This window comes from Pseudomonas sp. GW821-FHT07E12 (assembly GCF_058986605.1).
Window position 1 is genome coordinate 36,734 of the sequence record NZ_JBYSVX010000037.1, and the last position, 17,767, is coordinate 54,500.

At 68.7% G+C, this 17,767-nt stretch carries 13 protein-coding genes; 8 read left to right on the forward strand and 5 right to left on the reverse strand.

Annotation, left to right across the window (positions count from 1 at the left end; all coding sequences use genetic code 11):
- The first annotated feature begins 129 nt into the window (after positions 1-129).
- The 5 genes from AC3WJE_RS17430 (at position 130) to AC3WJE_RS17450 (ending at position 7,158) form a co-directional block, all read left to right on the forward strand.
- A complete protein-coding gene (locus tag AC3WJE_RS17430; RefSeq protein WP_493732086.1) occupies positions 130-1,293 on the forward strand; it encodes a BatA domain-containing protein in 1,164 nt (387 codons plus the stop codon).
- The gene (locus AC3WJE_RS17435) at positions 1,290-3,488 is read left to right on the forward strand and encodes a hypothetical protein (protein WP_493732087.1); all 2,199 of its coding nucleotides are present in this window, start codon (positions 1,290-1,292) and stop codon (positions 3,486-3,488) included. The genes AC3WJE_RS17430 and AC3WJE_RS17435 overlap by 4 nt, the downstream gene beginning before the upstream one ends.
- Positions 3,488-5,293 (forward strand): hypothetical protein, encoded by a 1,806-nt coding sequence (locus AC3WJE_RS17440; protein ID WP_493732088.1) that lies wholly within the window; start codon positions 3,488-3,490, stop codon positions 5,291-5,293. The genes AC3WJE_RS17435 and AC3WJE_RS17440 overlap by 1 nt, the downstream gene beginning before the upstream one ends.
- Before the next feature lie 117 nt (positions 5,294-5,410).
- Positions 5,411-5,743: a YegP family protein gene (locus AC3WJE_RS17445; RefSeq protein WP_493732089.1), complete on the forward strand. Its 333-nt coding sequence runs from the start codon at positions 5,411-5,413 to the stop codon at positions 5,741-5,743.
- 104 nt (positions 5,744-5,847) lie between these two features.
- Positions 5,848-7,158: an acetamidase/formamidase family protein gene (locus tag AC3WJE_RS17450; RefSeq protein WP_493732090.1), complete on the forward strand. Its 1,311-nt coding sequence runs from the start codon at positions 5,848-5,850 to the stop codon at positions 7,156-7,158.
- Between the two features lie 132 nt (positions 7,159-7,290).
- On the opposite strand, the gene AC3WJE_RS17455 is transcribed toward AC3WJE_RS17450, so the two are convergent.
- The 5 genes from AC3WJE_RS17455 to AC3WJE_RS17475 form a co-directional block, all read right to left on the reverse strand.
- The gene (locus AC3WJE_RS17455; protein ID WP_493732091.1) at positions 7,291-8,100 is read right to left on the reverse strand and encodes an EcsC family protein; all 810 of its coding nucleotides are present in this window, start codon (positions 8,098-8,100) and stop codon (positions 7,291-7,293) included.
- Positions 8,101-8,297: 197 nt separating this feature from the next.
- Positions 8,298-10,295, reverse strand: a complete 1,998-nt coding sequence (locus AC3WJE_RS17460; RefSeq protein WP_493732092.1) for a bifunctional 2',3'-cyclic-nucleotide 2'-phosphodiesterase/3'-nucleotidase — start codon at positions 10,293-10,295, stop codon at positions 8,298-8,300.
- A 404-nt stretch (positions 10,296-10,699) separates the two neighbouring features.
- Positions 10,700-12,787 (reverse strand): pyrroloquinoline quinone-dependent dehydrogenase, encoded by a 2,088-nt coding sequence (locus AC3WJE_RS17465; protein ID WP_493732093.1) that lies wholly within the window; start codon positions 12,785-12,787, stop codon positions 10,700-10,702.
- Between the two features lie 265 nt (positions 12,788-13,052).
- Positions 13,053-13,466 (reverse strand): host attachment family protein, encoded by a 414-nt coding sequence (locus AC3WJE_RS17470; protein ID WP_493732094.1) that lies wholly within the window; start codon positions 13,464-13,466, stop codon positions 13,053-13,055.
- Between the two features lie 88 nt (positions 13,467-13,554).
- Positions 13,555-14,616, reverse strand: a complete 1,062-nt coding sequence (locus AC3WJE_RS17475; protein WP_493732095.1) for an alpha/beta hydrolase fold domain-containing protein — start codon at positions 14,614-14,616, stop codon at positions 13,555-13,557.
- Between the two features lie 192 nt (positions 14,617-14,808).
- Here AC3WJE_RS17475 and fabV point away from each other — a divergent pair, with 192 nt between their 5' ends.
- From fabV to AC3WJE_RS17490, 3 genes are all read left to right on the forward strand, one after another.
- A complete protein-coding gene (fabV, locus tag AC3WJE_RS17480) occupies positions 14,809-16,014 on the forward strand; it encodes an enoyl-ACP reductase FabV (protein WP_493732096.1) in 1,206 nt (401 codons plus the stop codon).
- A gap of 235 nt (positions 16,015-16,249) precedes the next feature.
- The gene (locus AC3WJE_RS17485) at positions 16,250-17,326 is read left to right on the forward strand and encodes an HDOD domain-containing protein (RefSeq protein ID WP_493732097.1); all 1,077 of its coding nucleotides are present in this window, start codon (positions 16,250-16,252) and stop codon (positions 17,324-17,326) included.
- A gap of 252 nt (positions 17,327-17,578) precedes the next feature.
- Positions 17,579-17,767 (forward strand): hypothetical protein (locus AC3WJE_RS17490; RefSeq protein WP_493732098.1); only part of this gene is annotated, 189 nt, incomplete at its 3' end.

Genomic DNA, 17,767 nt, shown 5'->3' on the forward strand with positions numbered 1-17,767 from the left:
AGGGACTCCAGGTGGCCTCGGGCCATCAGTCCCGACGATTTCCCTTGTGGGAGGGACTTCAGTCCCGACGCTCTTTCGGGCAGGCCGCGTCGGGACTGAAGTCCCTCCCACAAGAGCCGCGTACGCAGCATGTCCCTGAGCCTGCTCCTGCCCGCCGGGCTGGCCGCGCTCACCGCGCTGCTGCTGCCGCTGCTGATCCACCTCGCGCGTCGCAGCGAGCATCGCCCGACCATGTTCGCCGCGTTGCGCTGGCTGCGCGCGGTGCCGCGTCCGCGCCACCGCATCCGCTTCGACGAATGGCCGCTGCTGCTGGTGCGCCTGTTGCTACTCACGCTGCTGGCGCTGCTGCTGGCCCAGCCCGTCCTGCTCGGGCGCGACGATCGCACGCCGCGCGTGGCGGTCGCGCCCGGTGTCGAACCGGCGCAAGCGCGTGCCGCGGTCACGAACGCTGCGACGGCGCGCTGGCTGTGGCTGGCACCGGGCTTTCCCGCCCTGGATGTACCTGCGCCGGCAGCCACTGAGGCCCAGGCCAGCCTGTTGCGCGAACTCGACGCGACGCTGCCGCCCGCAGCAGCGTTGACCGTCGTGGTGCCACGACAGTGGAGCGGCCTGGACGGACAAGTGCCGGTGGTGTCGCGTCACGTCGACTGGCGGGTCGTGGATGCCGCCTCATCGACGCCCGCCATCGCCAAAACCACGCCGCCAACGCTGCGGGTGTTCGCGGCCGACGATATGCAGAGCCGTCGTGCGCTGCGCTACCTGCACGCCTTGCAAGCCGCATGGCACGACGGAAGCGCGCTCGACGTGCAACCGACGCACGCCGCTTCGACCACGCCACCACGCACCACCACCGCCGTGTGGCTTGCCACAGCGCCGCTGCCCGAGTCGCTGCTGCAATGGGCGCGCGGCGGCGGCACGTTGCTGCTCGACGCGCGCACGCCGCTGCCGCAAGGCGTGGCCATGCAGCCCCAGTGGTTTGACCAGACCGGCGCCGGCGTCATTGATGGCGCCAGCTTCGGCGAAGGTCGCCTGCTGCGCTTCACCCGGACGCTCGATCCCGCGGCGCTGCCGCAGCTGCTCGACGCCTCATTCCCCGATCACCTGCGCGCCGGCCTGCAACCCTCGCCGGCCCCACAGCGCGCGTTCGCCGCGACCCAGCTACCGATGACCGGCGCCGCTGCGTTCCCGAGCGCACCGCAACCGGTGGCAGCGTGGCTGGTGCTGGCGATCGCGTTGCTGTTCCTGCTGGAGCGCTGGTTGGCGACCTCGCCGCGGCGCGGGAGGCTGGCATGAGCGCCGCGCGCCTGACCGCGCTCTGGCGCGCGGCAAAACGTCGGCGTCGCGCGATCACGTGGCTGTACGGCACGCCGCTGACGCTGCTGGCAATCGCGCTGGCCTGGCGCTGGGGCAGCCCGTCGATCGCGATGATCGTCGCCACCGTTGCGCTGCTGATCGTCGCCACGCTCGGTGTACGGCGCGCGCGCCGACTGGACCGGTACTGGCTGATCCGGCGCCTGGACACACACCGCGATCTTGAAGACAGCACCGACCTTCTGTTCGCCGACACCGCATCGCTCGGCCCACTGCAACGCCTGCAGCGCGCGCGCATCGAGACGCGGCTGGCGAGCGGCACGCGCGATCTGCGCGAGCCGTGGCCGTGGCGTCGTGCATGGCCGCTCGCGCTGACCGCCCTCGCGCTGACGCTGCTGACAGTGTGGCTACCGTCGCGCAGCGAACGCCCGGCACCGATCATGGGCGACACCGCCGCCACATCCACCCGCGCTCTGCCGGTCCTGCGCGAGGCGCGGCTGCAGGCCACGCCGCCGGCCTACACCGGGCAGCCTGCCGCCACGCTGCCGACACTCGACGCCAAGCTGCCGCAGGGCTCGCAACTCACCTGGACATTACGTTTCGCTCCGCAGCCGACATCCGTCGCATTGCGTCTGCACGACGGCAGCACATTGGCCCTCACACGTGGCGGTGATAGCTGGCAGGCGCGGATGACGTTGCAGCGCTCCACGCTGTATCGGGTCATCGTCGATGGCAAGCCGCTGGACAACGCGCTGCACAAGCTCGAAGCGTTGCCCGATCGTCCACCGCAGGTGCGCGTGCTCGAACCGGACAGCAGCCTGGTGCAGTGGACGCCGACCCGCGCCGGCTGGACGCTGCGTTTCGAAGCCAGCGACGACTACGGCGTATCGCCCGACGCGCAGCTGAAGATCACGCTCGCGCAGGGCAGCGGCGAGAACATCAGTTTCCGCGAGCAGAACTTCACGTTGACCGGCAGCGGTCCGGCGACGCTGCGCCGGTTCGCACGCACGCTGCAGCCGCAGGCGCTGGGCATGGGGCCGGGCGATGACCTGATCGCGCAACTGATCGTCCGCGACAACCGCCAACCGGCACCGCAGGAAGCGCGCAGCGCCAGCGTGATCCTGCGCTGGCCGCCGCCGGAGCAGACCCTCACCACCGACCTGGAAGCCAGCGTCAAGAAGACCTTGCCGGCCTACTTCCGCAGCCAGCGCCAGATCATCATTGACGCCGAGGCCTTGCTCGCGCAGCAGCGCCAGCTCGACGCGGACGCGTTCCTCAAGCGTTCCGACGCGATCGGCGTGGACCAGCGCCTGCTGCGGCTGCGCTACGGCCAGTTCCTCGGCGAGGAAGCCGAAGGCGCGCCGAAAGCACCGCCGGTCGCCGACGACATCCCCAGCGCCGACGCGCCGCCGACCGCCGATGCCCCCGCCGCCACGCCGAAACCTGCACACGCCGACCATGACGACGCACCACAAGGCGCCGCCGCGCTCGACGACCATGACCACGATCACGGCGACGCGCACCCAAGCGCCGGCTTCGGCCAGGAGAGCAACGTGCTGGCCGAGTTCGGCCACACCCACGATCACGCCGAAGCGGCCACGCTGCTGGATCCGAAGACCCGCGCCACGCTGAAGGCCGCGCTCGACCAGATGTGGCAATCCGAAGGCGAGCTGCGCCAGGGCCGGCCGCGGCAGGCGCTGCCGTACGCCTACAAGGCGTTGGAATTCATCAAGCAGGTGCAGCAGTCCGAGCGCATCTATCTGGCGCGGGTCGGGCCGGAGCTGCCGCCGATCGACCAGAGCCGTCGCATGAGCGGCCAGCGCGAGGGCCTGGCGCGCCGCGACGACGCGCTCGCCGCACGCAACGGGCCCGATCCGCAGCCGCTGGCGCTGTGGCAGGCGCTGGGCAAGGTCGATCGCGCCGCCGATGCAGCGGCGCTGGAAGCTTTCGCCCCCTGGCTGGGCGCGCACGAAAACCAGCTCGACGGCGCACTCGACCTCGCCGCCGCGCTCGAAACCCTGCGCGCCACGCCCGCGTGCGAGGCCTGCCGCCAACGCCTGCGTGCGCTGCTGTGGCCGCTGCTGGTGCGTCCACCGACGGCCGTGGCGCCGCGCGCGCCGGCTGGCCCAAGTGGCCAGCGGTATCTGGATGCGCTGCAACGCGGGGATAATGAGTAATGGCCTACCTCCCCGTCATCGCGGTGCTGGTGCTGGCGACGTTGCTGGCACTGTGGCGACTGCGCCGCGCCCGCATCGCCCGCTGGAAGAAATTCGCCCTGCTCGCCCTGCAACCGCTGTGCGCGCTGCTGCTGTACTTCGCCCTGGTGCCACCGCCGCGCGCCGGGCAGGCGGGCACGCTGGTGGTCGCCAGTGCCGGTAGCGATGCGCGATCGCTGGCCACGGTGGCCGGTGATCGGGTCGTCGCCCTGCCGGAAGCGCCGGCCTTGCCGGACGTGGAGCGCGTTCCCGATCTGGGCACCGCGCTGCGCCGGTATCCGGGCACGCAGCGGCTGCGGATCGTCGGTGCCGGCCTGCCCGCACGCGATCGCGACGCCGCCACGGGTTGGCCGCTGGCCTACGCACCGCTGCCGCCAACAGCGGGGCTGGCCGATCTGTCCACGCCGCCGCCGCTCGCACCCGGCGCCGATTTCAGCGTGCGCGGCCGCGTACTCGGCTTGCCGGATGCGACGGTGGAACTGCTCGATCCGGCCGGGCGCCGCGTCGATCGCACACCTCTCCGCGACGGTGGCCATTTCGTCCTCAGCGGCAGCGCGCGCGATGTCGGCGACGTGTTGTTCGAAGTCCGCGTGCTGGATGCCCAGGGCAACGCGCGCGATCGCGCATCGGTGCCGGTCTCGGTCGCCAGGATCGCGCCGATCAAACTGTGGGTGCTGGCCGGCGCGCCGCAGCCGGAACTGAAGTACCTGCGCCGCTGGGCGCACGATGCCGGCCTGGCGCTGCAGACCCAGATCGCGGTCGGCGGCGGCCTGCAACTCGGCGATGCACCGCGCGCGCTGGATGCGGCGACACTCGACGGCTTCGATCTGGTGCTTATCGACGAACGCGCGTTGGCCGGCCTCGGTCGCGAGCAACGTGCGGCATTGCGCGCGGCGGTCGAACGCGGGCTCGGCCTGCTGGTGCGGATCGGTGGCGCACCCGACGCCACGGCACGCGCCGCACTGGCCGAACTCGGCATGCCGCTGCGCGGTGGCGCCGACATCGTCCCGACCACGCTGTCTGGCCCCGGCGATCCGCAGTCGGCAGCAGCGCGGCAAGGCGCGCGCGCCACGGCGCCCGATCCGGCTCACGAGAACCAAACCGCGCCCCCGCCGACGCTGGAACGCATCGCCCTGTCGCCAGCCACCGACGAAGCGGTCGCGCTGCTGCATGCCGCCGACGGCAGCGCCTACGCCTGGTGGCGCGCACTCGGACGCGGCCGGATCGGCGTGACCACGCTCGCCGACAGCTACCGACAAGTGCTCGAAGGCCGCCCCGACCAGCACGCGGCACTGTGGAGCAGCCTGCTGTCGCCCCTGGCGCGCCCGAAGGCGCCGACGACAGCCGTCGCGGCACCGGGCTGGCGCGGCGAGCGCATGGCGCTGTGCGGGCTGACCGCCGACGCAAGCCTGCAGGCACCGGATGGCAGCCCGGTACCGCTGCTGCTCGACCCGGCCAGCGGCGATGCCGCCTGTGCCGGCGTGTGGCCGCGCCAGGCCGGCGTGTACCGCTGGCAGGACGACGAGCGCATCGGCCACGTGCTCGTCCGCGATCCCGCCGACGCTCCCGCGCTGCATGCCAATGCGCAGCGCGCGGCAACGCTGGCGCTGGTGCACGACGGCGATGCTCCGCATCAGGCACGCGCCAACCCGCAACCCGGCCCGCGCTGGCCATGGTGGTTGGCGTTCGTCGTCGCGGCGGCGTTGCTGTGGTGGCTGGAACGCAGCCGGATTGGTCGCCTGCCGGATGCAGCTTCGTCGGATTGATGCGCCGTCACGGCCGCTTCACCACGGCGGCGGCGCAATAACCGCGCCGGCCGCTGCCCCACCGATCACAAACCCCAGTCCGGCTTCGTCATCCACATCTTCCGGAAGGAGCGTCGCATGGCTGGCTGGTATGAATTGAGCAAGAACGCGAAGGGTGAGTTCCATTTCGTGCTGAAGGCCGGCAATGCCGAGACCATCCTCAGCAGCGAGCAGTACAACGCCAGGGACTCCGCGCTCAACGGCATCGCCTCGGTACAGAAGAACAGTCCCGATGCAGCACGCTACGAGCGCAAGACCGCCAGCAACGGCAAGTTCTATTTCACCTTGAAGGCCGCCAACCACCAGGTCATCGGCACCAGCCAGATGTACGCCAGCGAAGCCTCGCGCGATGCCGGCATCGCCTCGGTGCAGACCAACGGCCCCAGCACCACGGTGAAAGAGATTCCGTAACGCCGATCGCGATGTTCCGGCGCATCCCGCCGGGCATGACATCTGGCACTGCGCGGCCTTCGTCGCGCCGGTGACCATGCCTGTCATTCCCGGCGGAGCTCGCGATGAAGCTGCAATCCCTGGCTACCGCCTTGTGCGCCCTGCTCGCCACCGCATCAGTGCAGGCGAAGGAAACCTGGATCGTCCGCACCGACCTGTGGGGCAATCCGGCCTTCTCCACGCTGAGCTTCGACCGCGATGGACCACGCATCGCCGGCCATCTCGATGGTGACCGCATCGAAGGGCAGGCCTCGGCCGGACGCATCGCCTTCAGCCTGACCGAAGCCAACGGCAAGGTGTCGCGCTACACGGCTGCGACCGAAGGCGAGCGCATGCAGGGCGACGTCGATGCGCCCGATACCAATGATCCCAAGGCGCGGGCGAACCATGCCTTCAGCGCCTGGCGATTGCCGGAGCGGCCGGGTGGAGCACGCACGCTCGACTTCCAGCCGACCGACTACTCCAACACCTGGAATGCGGACCGCGCGCCGGTGCTGGTGCTCTGGCCCGGCGACACGGTCCGCACCAAGACCCTCGATTCCGGCGGCGTCGACGAACACGGTGTCACCCGCGCCCTGTTCGGCAATCCGCAGACCGGGCCGTTCTTCGTCGCCGGCGCTGAACCTGGCGATACGCTGGTCGTGCACCTGAAGCGGCTGCAGTTGAACCGCGACTACGCCGACAGCCTGGATACGATCGTCGGACGCGCGCTGCCCTCCAGCCTCGCCGCGCAGGCTGGCGAACTCGACAAGCCGGTGCGCTGGAAGCTTGACCGCATGCGCGGAACCGCCCGGCCTGAACACGCCGACGGCGCGCTGTCTGGTTACGCGGTGCCAGTGAAGCCGATGCTGGGCGGTCTGGCGGTCGCGCCGGGCTTCGGCATGCCGCCGATGTCGACCGGCGATACCGGCCGGTTCGGCGGCAACATGGACTTCAACGAGGTCATCGAAGGCAACACCGTCTACCTGCCGGTGCAGCAGCCCGGCGCGCTGCTGTACCTGGGCGATGCCCACGCGCTGCAGGGCGACGGCGAAACCAGCCAGTACGCGCTGGAAACCTCGATGGACGTGGTCTTCTCGGTCGAGCTGATCAAGGGCAAGACGATCGCCACACCGCGCGTGGAATCGGCCACGCAGATCATGGTGCTGGGTCAGGCCGGATCGCTCGACGAGGCGCTCAAGGCCGCCAGCGGCGGCATGATCGCCTGGCTGCAGCAGGACTACGGCATGACCCTGTCGCAAGCGGCACAGGTGCTGGGCAGCGCGGTGCGCTACTCGGTCGCCAATCTGGCCGGGCGCAGCGTCGGCGTGGCCGCGAAGATCGACAAGGCCTTGTTGCCCGCGTCACGGCGTGTGGTCAGTACGAACGCCGGTTGAAGCGGCAGGACGGCCGAAACCCTTCACTGTAGGAGCGGCTTCAGCCGCGACGGGGCTTTGCACGAGGATCTGCGCGAAAGCCCCATTGCGGCTGAAGCCGCTCCTACGGTGCCTTGCGGGTTGCGCGACATGTCACACCGCCGGCAGCGCCTCGTACGCATGCCGCACCGCCAGCTCGCCGTAGCGGCGTTCCAGTCGGCGGATCGTGAAGTGGCCGCGTGCCACCGCCTGGAAGTGGCCGATGAACAGCATGTTGAGCGCCGCACCGCTGGCCGCGCCGACCAGCGGTACCGCTTGCGCGGCCACCTTCTCGCTGACGTTGATCGAGAAACGCGCGGCAATGCGCGAAAGCAGCGTCACCAGTGCGGGACCACCCTTGTGAGTGATGCCGTGCGCGGCGATGTGTCGCGCGGCGGCGTTGACCTGCTGCGCCATCGCGGCGCGCACCGCGAAGTAACCCGATTCGCTGCCGTCGTCGTCGCGGCTGGGGCCGCCGTGGGCGAGCACTTCCAGACACGCAAGCGCGGTTTCCGGATCGTCCAGATGCTCGCCCTCGGCGCGCGCGATCGCGGCGATCGAGCGCAGCATCAGCGTGGTGGTCAGCGGCAGTTCCACCGCCAGGCCTGGCAGACCGAAGAAACCACCGGCGCCGCCGGTCAGCATCACCGCCAGGCGGTGCCGGCCGGTGGCGGCGGCACGCTTGCTGCGACGTAGCGTCAGCAGCGCCGAGCTCAGCGACAGTTGCAGCGCGCGGCGGGTGATCGCATCGATGCGGTTGGATACCCACTTGGGCAGGCGCTTGTTGATCAGGTTCTCGATCGGCGCGCCGATGTAGTTGGCCAATTGCGCGGCCAGACCGGGGTTTTCCAGCAGATCGCGGGCGACCGCCAGATCGCGCAGGGCGGTTTCATCGATCACCGGGATCGGCAGCGTTTCGGTCACGACATCACCTTTCGGGTTCGGGAAACGGTGGCCACGGCGACAATGTCTTGGCCAGGAGTCCGATCATAGGCAGGCGAAGCTTTACGTTCCGTCATGCCCGGGTCGAAGCGGTTTTGTGGGAGGGACTTCAGTCCCGACGGGCGTTACCGGTAAAGCCCGTCGGGACTGAAGTCCCTCCCACAACATACCTAGGCGCCTCAGCGCGAAAGATCGATCGCGCAGGTACCGGTGCCGTCGCCGTTGTCCTTCAACACATGCAGGTTGTTCACACCGGCGGCGCGGGCGACGTCGAGCTTGTTCGCCGCGCAGGCAAAGCTCAGCGGTCCCTTCGCCTTGACCGGGGCGAAATGCCACGCGCGCGGCGGCAGGTCGGCGGCGCGCAGCGTACCGTGCTTCTCCAGCCACGCTGCGACGATCTCGCGCACGCCGTCCGGCGCGGGGAACACCACATTCGAACCATCCAGACCGGGGAAATCGCCGCCGCCATTCGCACGGTAGTTGTTGGTCGCGACCACGAACGCCTGCTGCGGTGTCACCGGCTTGCCCTGCCAGCTCAACGCGACGATGCGCTGGCCCTGCGGCTTGCTCACGTCGATGGTGTAGGCCAGCCCCGGCGCCTGGATCTGATCGGCGTTGTAGGGCACGTAGCGGTCGTTGATGAAGGGCTGCTCGCCTGCTTTGGCCGGGTCGATCTGCGCGTAGCGGCTGGCGGACTTCTCCAGCCACGCCTTCAGCCCGGCGCCATCGACCTTCACCGCGGTCAGCGTGTTCGGATAGAAGTACAGGTCGGCGGCGCTGCGCAGGGTCAGCGTGCCGGCCGGCACGTCGGTGTAGTCGTCCGGGCCGCCGAAGCCGGTGCGGAACGGTGCGGCGGCCGACAACACCGGCAGCTTCGCCAGCTCCGGATGCAGCTGCGGCAGTTCGCGCAACACGTAGTCGCGCTGGGCCGCGTTGACCACCGCCAGCGCGGTGCTGTTGCCCAGCTCGGTGAAGTAGCTGCTCAGCTCGACCTCGCTGTGGCCGATCGGCGTGTTGACGTGCGCCTGTGCAGCGGCATGCGCCTGCGCGACCAGCGGCGCGATCGCCGGATCCGCCGGCACGCAGTCGTCCTTGCCCTTGCAGATCGGGCGCACCTGGCTCTGGCTGGCGGCGGCATCGACGCTCCAGCGCCCGTCCTTGCGCACCAGTTTCAAATCGATCACGCCCAGATCCTTGCCGAAGAAGCCACCCATCACCGCCGGCTTGCCGCGCACCAGACCGCGCTTGCTGTCCACCTCGGGCATGTCGGCGAAGCGCGGCCCGGGGAACTCGGTATGCGAGTGGCCGAGCAGCAACACGTCGATGCCGGGCACCGCCGCCAGGTGCCAGCCGCCGTTCTCCATGTCCGGCGTGTACGGCGCGGTGTTCAGGCCGCCATGCAGGATGCCGACGATGATGTCCGGATGCTGCGCCTGCAGCTCGGGCAGGTAGCGCTTGGCGGCCTCGACCACGCCGGTGACGGTGACCTTGCCCTGCAGGTTCTGCTTGTCCCACTCCAGGATCGGCGGCGGGGTGAAGCCGATGATGCCCACGCGCAACGGCACCTGGCGGGTCTTGCCGTTGGCGTCGGTGACGGTGATCGGCTTTTCCACCACCGCCCACGGCTTGAAGATCGGTGCGCCGTCGCGCGCGCTGTAGACGTTGCTCAGCACCAGCGGGAAGTTCGGGCCGGCGCAGCGATCGCTGCGGCCGCCATCGACGTTCATCGGCGTGCCGGTCACCTGCGACAGGAACGGCAGGCCGTAATTGAACTCGTGGTTGCCGGCGGTGCCGCCGTCATAGCCGATCGCGTCCATCGCCTTGTAGATCGCCAGTTCCTCGTCGCAACCGATCGGCTTGACCTTGGCCTGGTAGTCGGCCAGCACGGTGCCCTGGATGGTGTCGCCGCTGTCGAACAGGAAGTTGTTCGGAAATTCCTGGCGCGCCTGCCGGATCAGCGTGGCCACGCGCTCGTAGCCGACGGTCTTGTCCTCGCGCTGCCTGTAGTAGTCGTAGCTGAGCACGTTGGAGTGGATGTCGGTGGTTTCCAGGATCGCCACCTGCGCCTGCGTGCCATCGGCCAGGGCGGTCCTGGTCGAAGGCGTCGAAGCACAGCCGGCGAGGGCGGCCGCGGCGGCAAGGGCGATCAGGGAAAGGCGGGTCGAGGGCACGGACATGGTGTTGGGCAGGGCGGGAAAAGTGCGGAAACGGTAGCAGATCGATGTTTCGGTATGCCGTCACTGGATTGGGCGGGATCGAATGTCGCCACGCGTGGCTGCCTTTGTGGGAGGGACTTCAGTCCCGACAGGCTTTCCATTTGAACCCCCGCACATGAATGTGCGGGCTTTTGCAGAGGGACCTGCACGACAGCCTGTCGGGACTGAAGTCCCTCCCACAAAAAAGCAGTCCGCCGCGAGGTTGCATCAGCTCGGAGCTTTTTCGAAATCCGTCGTCCCCGCGCAGGCGGGGACCCAGCGACTTCAATCGCGCTGTCGAAGCACCTGCGGAGAAGCGTAAAGACACTGGGTCCCCGCCTGCGCGGGGAAGACGACTGAGGCGCTGACGACTGAAGTGTTCCTGCTCAAGCCCGGCGCTTGCGCCGACGCAGCAGCAGACAGCGCCCCAACCATCCGATCAAACCCAGCACCACCAGCGCGCCAGCAGCCACCACCGCCATCCGCACCGCCACACCATGCTGGAACACCACCTCCTCACCCGTGCCATCAAGCGTGTAGGCAACCACGTAATCGCCCATCGGGCTCAAGCCCTCGCGTCCGCCCGCGGCAATCACCACGTATTGCTTGCCGTCCACCGCATACACCGACGGAGTGGCGTTGCCGCCGGCCGGCAGTTTGACGTCCCACAGGGTCTTGCCGGTGGTGGTGTCGAGCGCACGCAGACGCGCATCGCCCGAGGCGGAAACGAAGGTCAGCCCGCTCTCCGTCGTCACCGCGCCACCCAGCAGCGGCAGTCCGACCTCCAGCGGCAGCCACGGCAATTTTTCTTCCAGCGTGCCGATCGGGCGCTCCCACAGCACGCGACGCTGGCGCAGATCCACCGCGACCAGCTTGCCCCACGGCGGGCGCACGCACGGCGTGCCCTTCGACGAGCTGAGGTTGCCGCGCCGCATGCCGTACGGCGTGCCGTCCATGCTGTTGAACTCCTGATCGGGGAAATCCTTGCGCGCGTCCCAATCAAAGTCCTTGCGCGGAATCAGCACCACCTGCATCGGCAGCTCGATCACCGGCAGGATCGCCAGCTGGCGTTGCGGATCGACCGCGATGCCGCCCCAGTTCACGCCACCGGCCCAGCCCGGCCACGCCACGGTGCCGCGCACGCTGGGCGGGGTGAAGATGCCTTCCGAACGCAGCCCGGCGATCAGTTGCTCGCATTCGCGGCGCTCGCCCGGGCTCACCATCGGGCTCCAGGCGTCGGCCGGGGTCAGCCGGTCGTGGCGCGCCAGTCGCAGCGACGGCTCCGGCATCGGCTGGGTCGGCGAGAGCCGTTCGCCGGGTACGTCGGAGGCCGGCACCGGTACTTCTTCGATCGGGAACAGCGGCTGGCCGTTGCGGCGGTCGAATGCGAACAGGAAACCGGTCTTGGTCGCCTGCAACACCGCTTCGCGCGGACCCTGCGCGGTCTGCAGCGTGGTCAACGCCGGCTGCGAGGCCAGGTCGTAATCCCATACGTCGTGGTGGATCAGTTGCTGCGCCCACACCCGCCGGCCGCTGTGCAGGTCGAGCGCGACCAGCGAATTGGCATCGCGGTTGTCGCCGACACGCTCGCCGCCGTAGTAGTCGGGGCTGGCCGAGCCGGTCGGCACATAGACCAGGCCGAGTGCCGGATCCACCGACAACGGCGCCCAGGCATTGGCGGCGCCGACCGTGGCGGCCTGATCCGGCTGCCAGCCCTGCGCGGTCGCGGCAGAGGGATCGCGCGGCACCGGATCCCAGCGCCACAGTTCGCGACCGCTGCGCAGGTCATAGCCGCGCACCACGCCTTGTTCCTCGGCATGCGCACGGTTGTCGCCGATCGAACTGCCGACCACCGCCACGCCATCGGCGATCACCGGCGGCGAGGTCACCGCGTAGTTGCGCCAGCCGCTGTCCGGCTCGTCGTGCAGGGTGATGCCGGTACGCAGATCGACCGCGCCGGCGTCGCCGAATTCGGTGCAGAGCGTACCGGTGGCGGCATCGAGCGCGATCAGGCGCGCGTCGAGCGTGCCGAACAGGATGCGTGTGGCGCAGGCAGCACCCGCCGCTGCCTGCGGATCGCGCCAGTACGACACCCCGCGCGAAGCCGGATCGCTGAATCGCTTGTCGCGTCGCACCTTCGCATCGAAACGCCACAACAGCCGGCCGCTGGCCGCGTCCAGTGCGAACACGATGCCGGTGCCGCTGTTGAGGTACATGCGCCCGTCGATCACCAGCGGATTGGCTTCGAACCGGCGCCGGTCCGGATCGGGCAGGCCCTGGCCCATCTCGCCGGTACGGAACGACCAGGCGATGCGCAGCCGGCCGACATTGGCCGGAGTGATCTGCGCCAGTGTCGAATGCTGGCCGCCGCCCGGCGCCCCGCCGTAGCTCGGCCAGTCGCCCGGTGCCGCCATTGCGCCAAAGGCCGCCAGCAGCAGCCCGCTCACCACCACCTTCGTCTTCGATCGCAGCATCGTCCCGTCCCGCTTCAATATCCGGCCGCCACGGTGGCGCTTGATCATGAGCCCGGCAAGGCGGTGGGGACGTGATCCGGGGATCGGGGGATGAAGTGATGGGAATTTGGGATGAGCTGCGTCCGAGACCAGGCGAGCCGTTCAAAGAACGCACCCTGATCATTCACCCGCAGGACCGGCACATTTTAAAACCTCGTCATTCCCGCGAAAGCGGGAATGACGGTGTTTTTTCAGCTACGTCCTCCTGGCCTGGAAGACACCACCCTCAAGCCCCCAACGCACGCTCGATATCCGCCAGCGGCGAGTTGGTCAGGTCCTTGGCCAGATCCTTCACCAGCCGCTGCTGGGTCTGCTTGTGCAACAGCGGGCGGATCCGTCCCAGCGTCTGCGGATCAGCCACCAGCACCAGATGCGCATAACGGTTCTTCAATGCGTCCTCGTTGAGCTGCTCGGCCAGCTGCTTGGCGAACGTGGCCTCGTTCAGCTGCGACACGCTCATGTCGCTTGGCATCGACCCGGCCGGTCCCTGGCCCGACGCGCCCTGCTCGGTGATCTGCCCGACCAGCAGTTCGCCCTCCTGTCGCAGCGAGAGCTTGCGCTCGGTGCCGACGTTGGTGAACACACGGGCCGAACCACCATCGGCGACGACGATCAGGGTGCCTTCGGGAATCTGCGGCATGGACGTTCCTCATTGTTGCGGGGACATAACGACCGCCAGCCTAGGCCTGCAGATGTAAGCGCGATGATCAGCAGATGTATGCGCGGCGTTACGGCGGCGCGGCGGTGACGCCGGCATCGGGCAAGCCCAGGTGGCGCCGGAAGAAACGCGCGATCACCCGCAGCGCCTGCTGGCTCTCGGGCAGATCGACGTTCATGAAGAAGCCGTGGCCCACGCCGTCCCAGACATGCAGGTCCGCATCGCGTCCCAGATCGACCAGCCGCGAATGGGTGTACACCACCGCACTCAGTTCCGCCGCGCGCGTGCCAGTGATCAGCAGCGTCGGCGGGAACTGCGCCAGCACCGCATCGGAAAACACCGGCGAGACCAACGGATCGCGGTAATCCACGCCGGCATAGTAGAGGTCCTCCATGATCTCCATCCGACCGTTCGCATCGGGCATGGCGGTGTCGTTGATCGCACTCTGCACGTAGCGCGCGTCGCCACCGTACTGCGCATCGCCGCCCGCGCAGAACATGCCTGCGGCGGCCGGCATCGGCAGATGTTCCTTGGCGAACCAGGCCAGCGCCTCGCCGGTCAGCACGCCACCGGCCGAGCAACCGAACAGACCGATCTGCTGCGGTTCGTAACGCTTCAGTGCCTCGCGGTAGACCGCCGCGACATCCTCGCTCGCGGCCGGAAACGTGTGTTCCGGGCCCTGCCGGTAATCGACGCTGGCCACCGTCACCCCGGTCATCGCCGCGACCGGGATCGCCTCCATCAATCCCATCGTGTCGGCGCTGCCCATCACGAAACCGCCCGGGTGCAGCTCAATCAGCAAGCGCTTGGGCAGCGCCGCCGATGCCCGGCCCGGCTGGACCAGCGTCACCGACACGCCATTCCAGCGCTCGTGGCTGATCTGCACCGGATAGCGTTCGCGCAGCTTCGCCACCGCCTCGCCGGCCCAGCGCGGCATGTCCTTGCGAATCTCGGGCAGATGCCGCAGCAGCGTGGCGTTGTCGGCCTTCGCCAGCGGGTCGGGATGGGCGAGCGCATTGCGGGCCTCGGCCTGCGCCTCGGCACTCAGGTAGGGCGACAGCGGCAGCTCGAACGCGGCCACCTGGCGGGTGCCGTCGCCCGACGGCGGCACATCACCCGCTTGAGCGGACATCGCCGCTGAAGCCAGCATCATGAGCGCAAGATAGCCCCTTGTACGCATCTGCATCGCCTCCCTTCCCCCGAATGTGGCCGCGCCAGCATATCCGCAGCGCCGTCCAGCCGCGACCACACGCCCCCGTACTTCAACTGACGTGCGTCGCGCCGTAAGCTGCCGGCCCACGCAAGCACTATCGAGGCCTCCGTTTTGATCATCCATCCCAAGGTCCGCGGCTTCATCTGCACCACCACGCACCCCACCGGCTGCGACCTGAACGTGCGCGACCAGATCGCCGCCACCCGCGCGCTGGGCGTGCGCGACGACGGCCCCAAGAAGGTGCTGGTGATCGGCGCGTCCAGCGGCTACGGCCTGGCCGCACGCATCTCCGCCGCGTTCGGCTTCGGCGCCGACACCCTCGGCGTGTTCTTCGAAAAGCCCAGCAGTGACAAGAAGCCCGGCACCGCCGGCTGGTACAACGCCGCCGCGTTCGACAAGTACGCCAAGCAGGCCGGGCTGTACGCGCGCTCGATCAACGGCGACGCGTTCTCCGACGAAGCCCGCGCCCAGGTGATCGAGCTGATCAAGACCGAGATGGGCGGCAAGGTCGATCTGGTGGTGTATTCGCTGGCCTCGCCGGTGCGCAAGCTGCCGGGCACCGGCGAGCTGAAGCGCTCGGCGCTCAAGCCGATCGGCGCGGCGTATACGTCCAACGCGATCGACACCAACAAGGACCAGGTGATCCAGGCCACGGTCGAGCCGGCCACCGAACAGGAGATCGAAGACACCGTCACCGTGATGGGCGGCCAGGACTGGGAGCTGTGGATCGACGCGCTGGAAAACGCCGGCGTGCTCGCCGACAACGCCCGCAGTGTAGCCTTCAGCTACATCGGCACCGAGATCACCTGGCCGATCTACTGGCACGGCGCGCTGGGCAAGGCCAAGGCCGACCTCGACGCCACCGCGCAGCGCCTGGACGCACGCCTGAAGGGCCACGGCGGCGGCGCCAATGTCGCGGTGCTGAAGTCGGTGGTGACCCAGGCCAGCGCGGCGATCCCGGTGCTGCCGCTGTACATCGCCATCGTCTTCAAGGTGATGAAGGCCAAGGGCGTCCACGAAGGCACGATCGAGCAGCTCGACCGCCTGTTCCGCGAGCGCATGTACCGCACCGACGGCCAGCCGGGCGAGGTCGACAGCGAGAACCGCCTGCGCCTGGACGACTGGGAACTGCGCGAAGACGTGCAGGCCGAGTGCAAGGCGATCTGGCCGCAGGTCGCCACCGAGAACCTGTTCGCACTGACCGACTACGCCAGCTACAAGCACGAGTTCCTCAAGCTGTTCGGCTTCGAGCGCGACGACGTGGACTACGACGCCGAGGTCGAGCCCGACGTGAGGTTCGATGTGATCGAGCTTTGATCGCACTGTTGGGGTGATGTTTTTGCTGTCACCCCCGCGCAGGCGGGGGCGGGGGGCCAGCGACTTCGACGTCTGCACCATTTTTCGATCGTCATCCCCGCGAAAGCGGGGATGACTCGAAAACCTGTTGCAAAGGGTCTGGCCTCAGCAGCACACCCGCCCAGGCGCAAAAAAGCGCATTGCCGATCCAAGCCGCACAACGGATAGTACGCACGCCTTTAGCGTTCATTCATCCATGATTCCTGCGCTGCTGCTGATCGCCACCGTCCTCGCCGTCGTGCTGCTGCTGTTGTGGCAACAGCACCGGCGTCGGAACGCGATGCCGACCGAAGCGCCCATGGCGGAGCCGGAGTCGCTCCCCACTCCGATCGCCACCAGACCACCGCCCCTGCCGCTGCGACCGCTACTGCGGCGCATGTACGCCGCGGTGATGGACACGCCCGAACTCGGCGAGGAATCGACCTCGCTGGACCCCGCCCAGGCCTACGTGCAGGACACCGCATGTAACGCACTGGATCGGCTGGAGATGCAGCCGCACTACATGCCGCGCCGTCCCCAGCTGCTGCCGCAGCTGATGCGCGCGGTGAACGACCCGCGCGCTTCCGGCCGCGCCATCGCCGCGATCATCGCCCAGGACCCCGCGCTGGCCGCGCATCTGCTGCGCATCGCCAACAGCGTGCTCTACCGCCCACAGGGACAACCGCTGGAAGACCTCGAACGCGCAGTGGTGCAGGTCGGCACCGACGGCGTCCGCCAGATCATCGCCGCCGCGCTGATGCAGCCGGTGCTTGACCTGGACGACCGCATGTTCGCGAGCCTGCCGGTGGCGGTGTGGGATTTCGCGCTGCGCACCTCCATCGCGACCGCCGGCTACGCGCGCCGCCATCGCGGCGACGTCCTGTCGGCGCAACTGCTCGGCCTGCTGCACGGGCTCGGCGCGATCGTGACGATCCGCGTGCTGCGCGACGAGTACGCGCGCCATCCCGACATCGTCCCGGACCTGCGCGTGGCGACGACGCTGATCGAGCGCTACACCGCCGTCACCGCCCGCGCCATCGCCATCGGCTGGCGCATGCCACGGCCCCTGGCCGCCGCACTCGAAGAACAACGCCCCGAACACGACACCATCGCCCCCGCAACGCCACTGGGCACCGCTCTGCGCTACGGTCGCATGGCCGCCGCACTGGCGATGCTCGCCCGCACCGGCGCCGAAACCGACGAAAACGCACTAGCACAGCTGGCAACCGTGGAACCCGACGCCGACACCAACACCCAGCTGTGGAAGCGCCTGATCGCGCAGAACATCGAATAGCGTCGGGCCGACTCGACACTCAAGCGGATCGTTACCGCTGCCTTCGATCATGGCCGCAACCTGGGAAAGGTTCGAAGCATTCCCTTCTCCTGCTGGAGTGAAGGCGTGTGCGAGCCATGAGTGCGTGAGCGTCCGGGACGCTGCGCCGGGTCGAGGCGCAAGGTTGCAGACGGCTGCTCCGATGTTCTTTTGGCGCGCCCCCATCCGCCCTCCGGGCACCTTCCCACGGAAGCGGGAGAAGGGAAAAGCCAGGTGATTTTGCTGTTGCTCTTGCTGTTGCTCTTGCTGTTGCTGTTGCTCTTGCTGTTGCTCTTGCTCTTGCTGTTGCTGTTGCTGTTGCTGTTGCTGTTGCTCGTGATTTTGCCTTTTGCAGTTGCTCTTCGCTTTTCCGGGGCCCCCATCCGCAGCGACGGAGCCAGCGGGAAAAACCCGAAGGGCGAC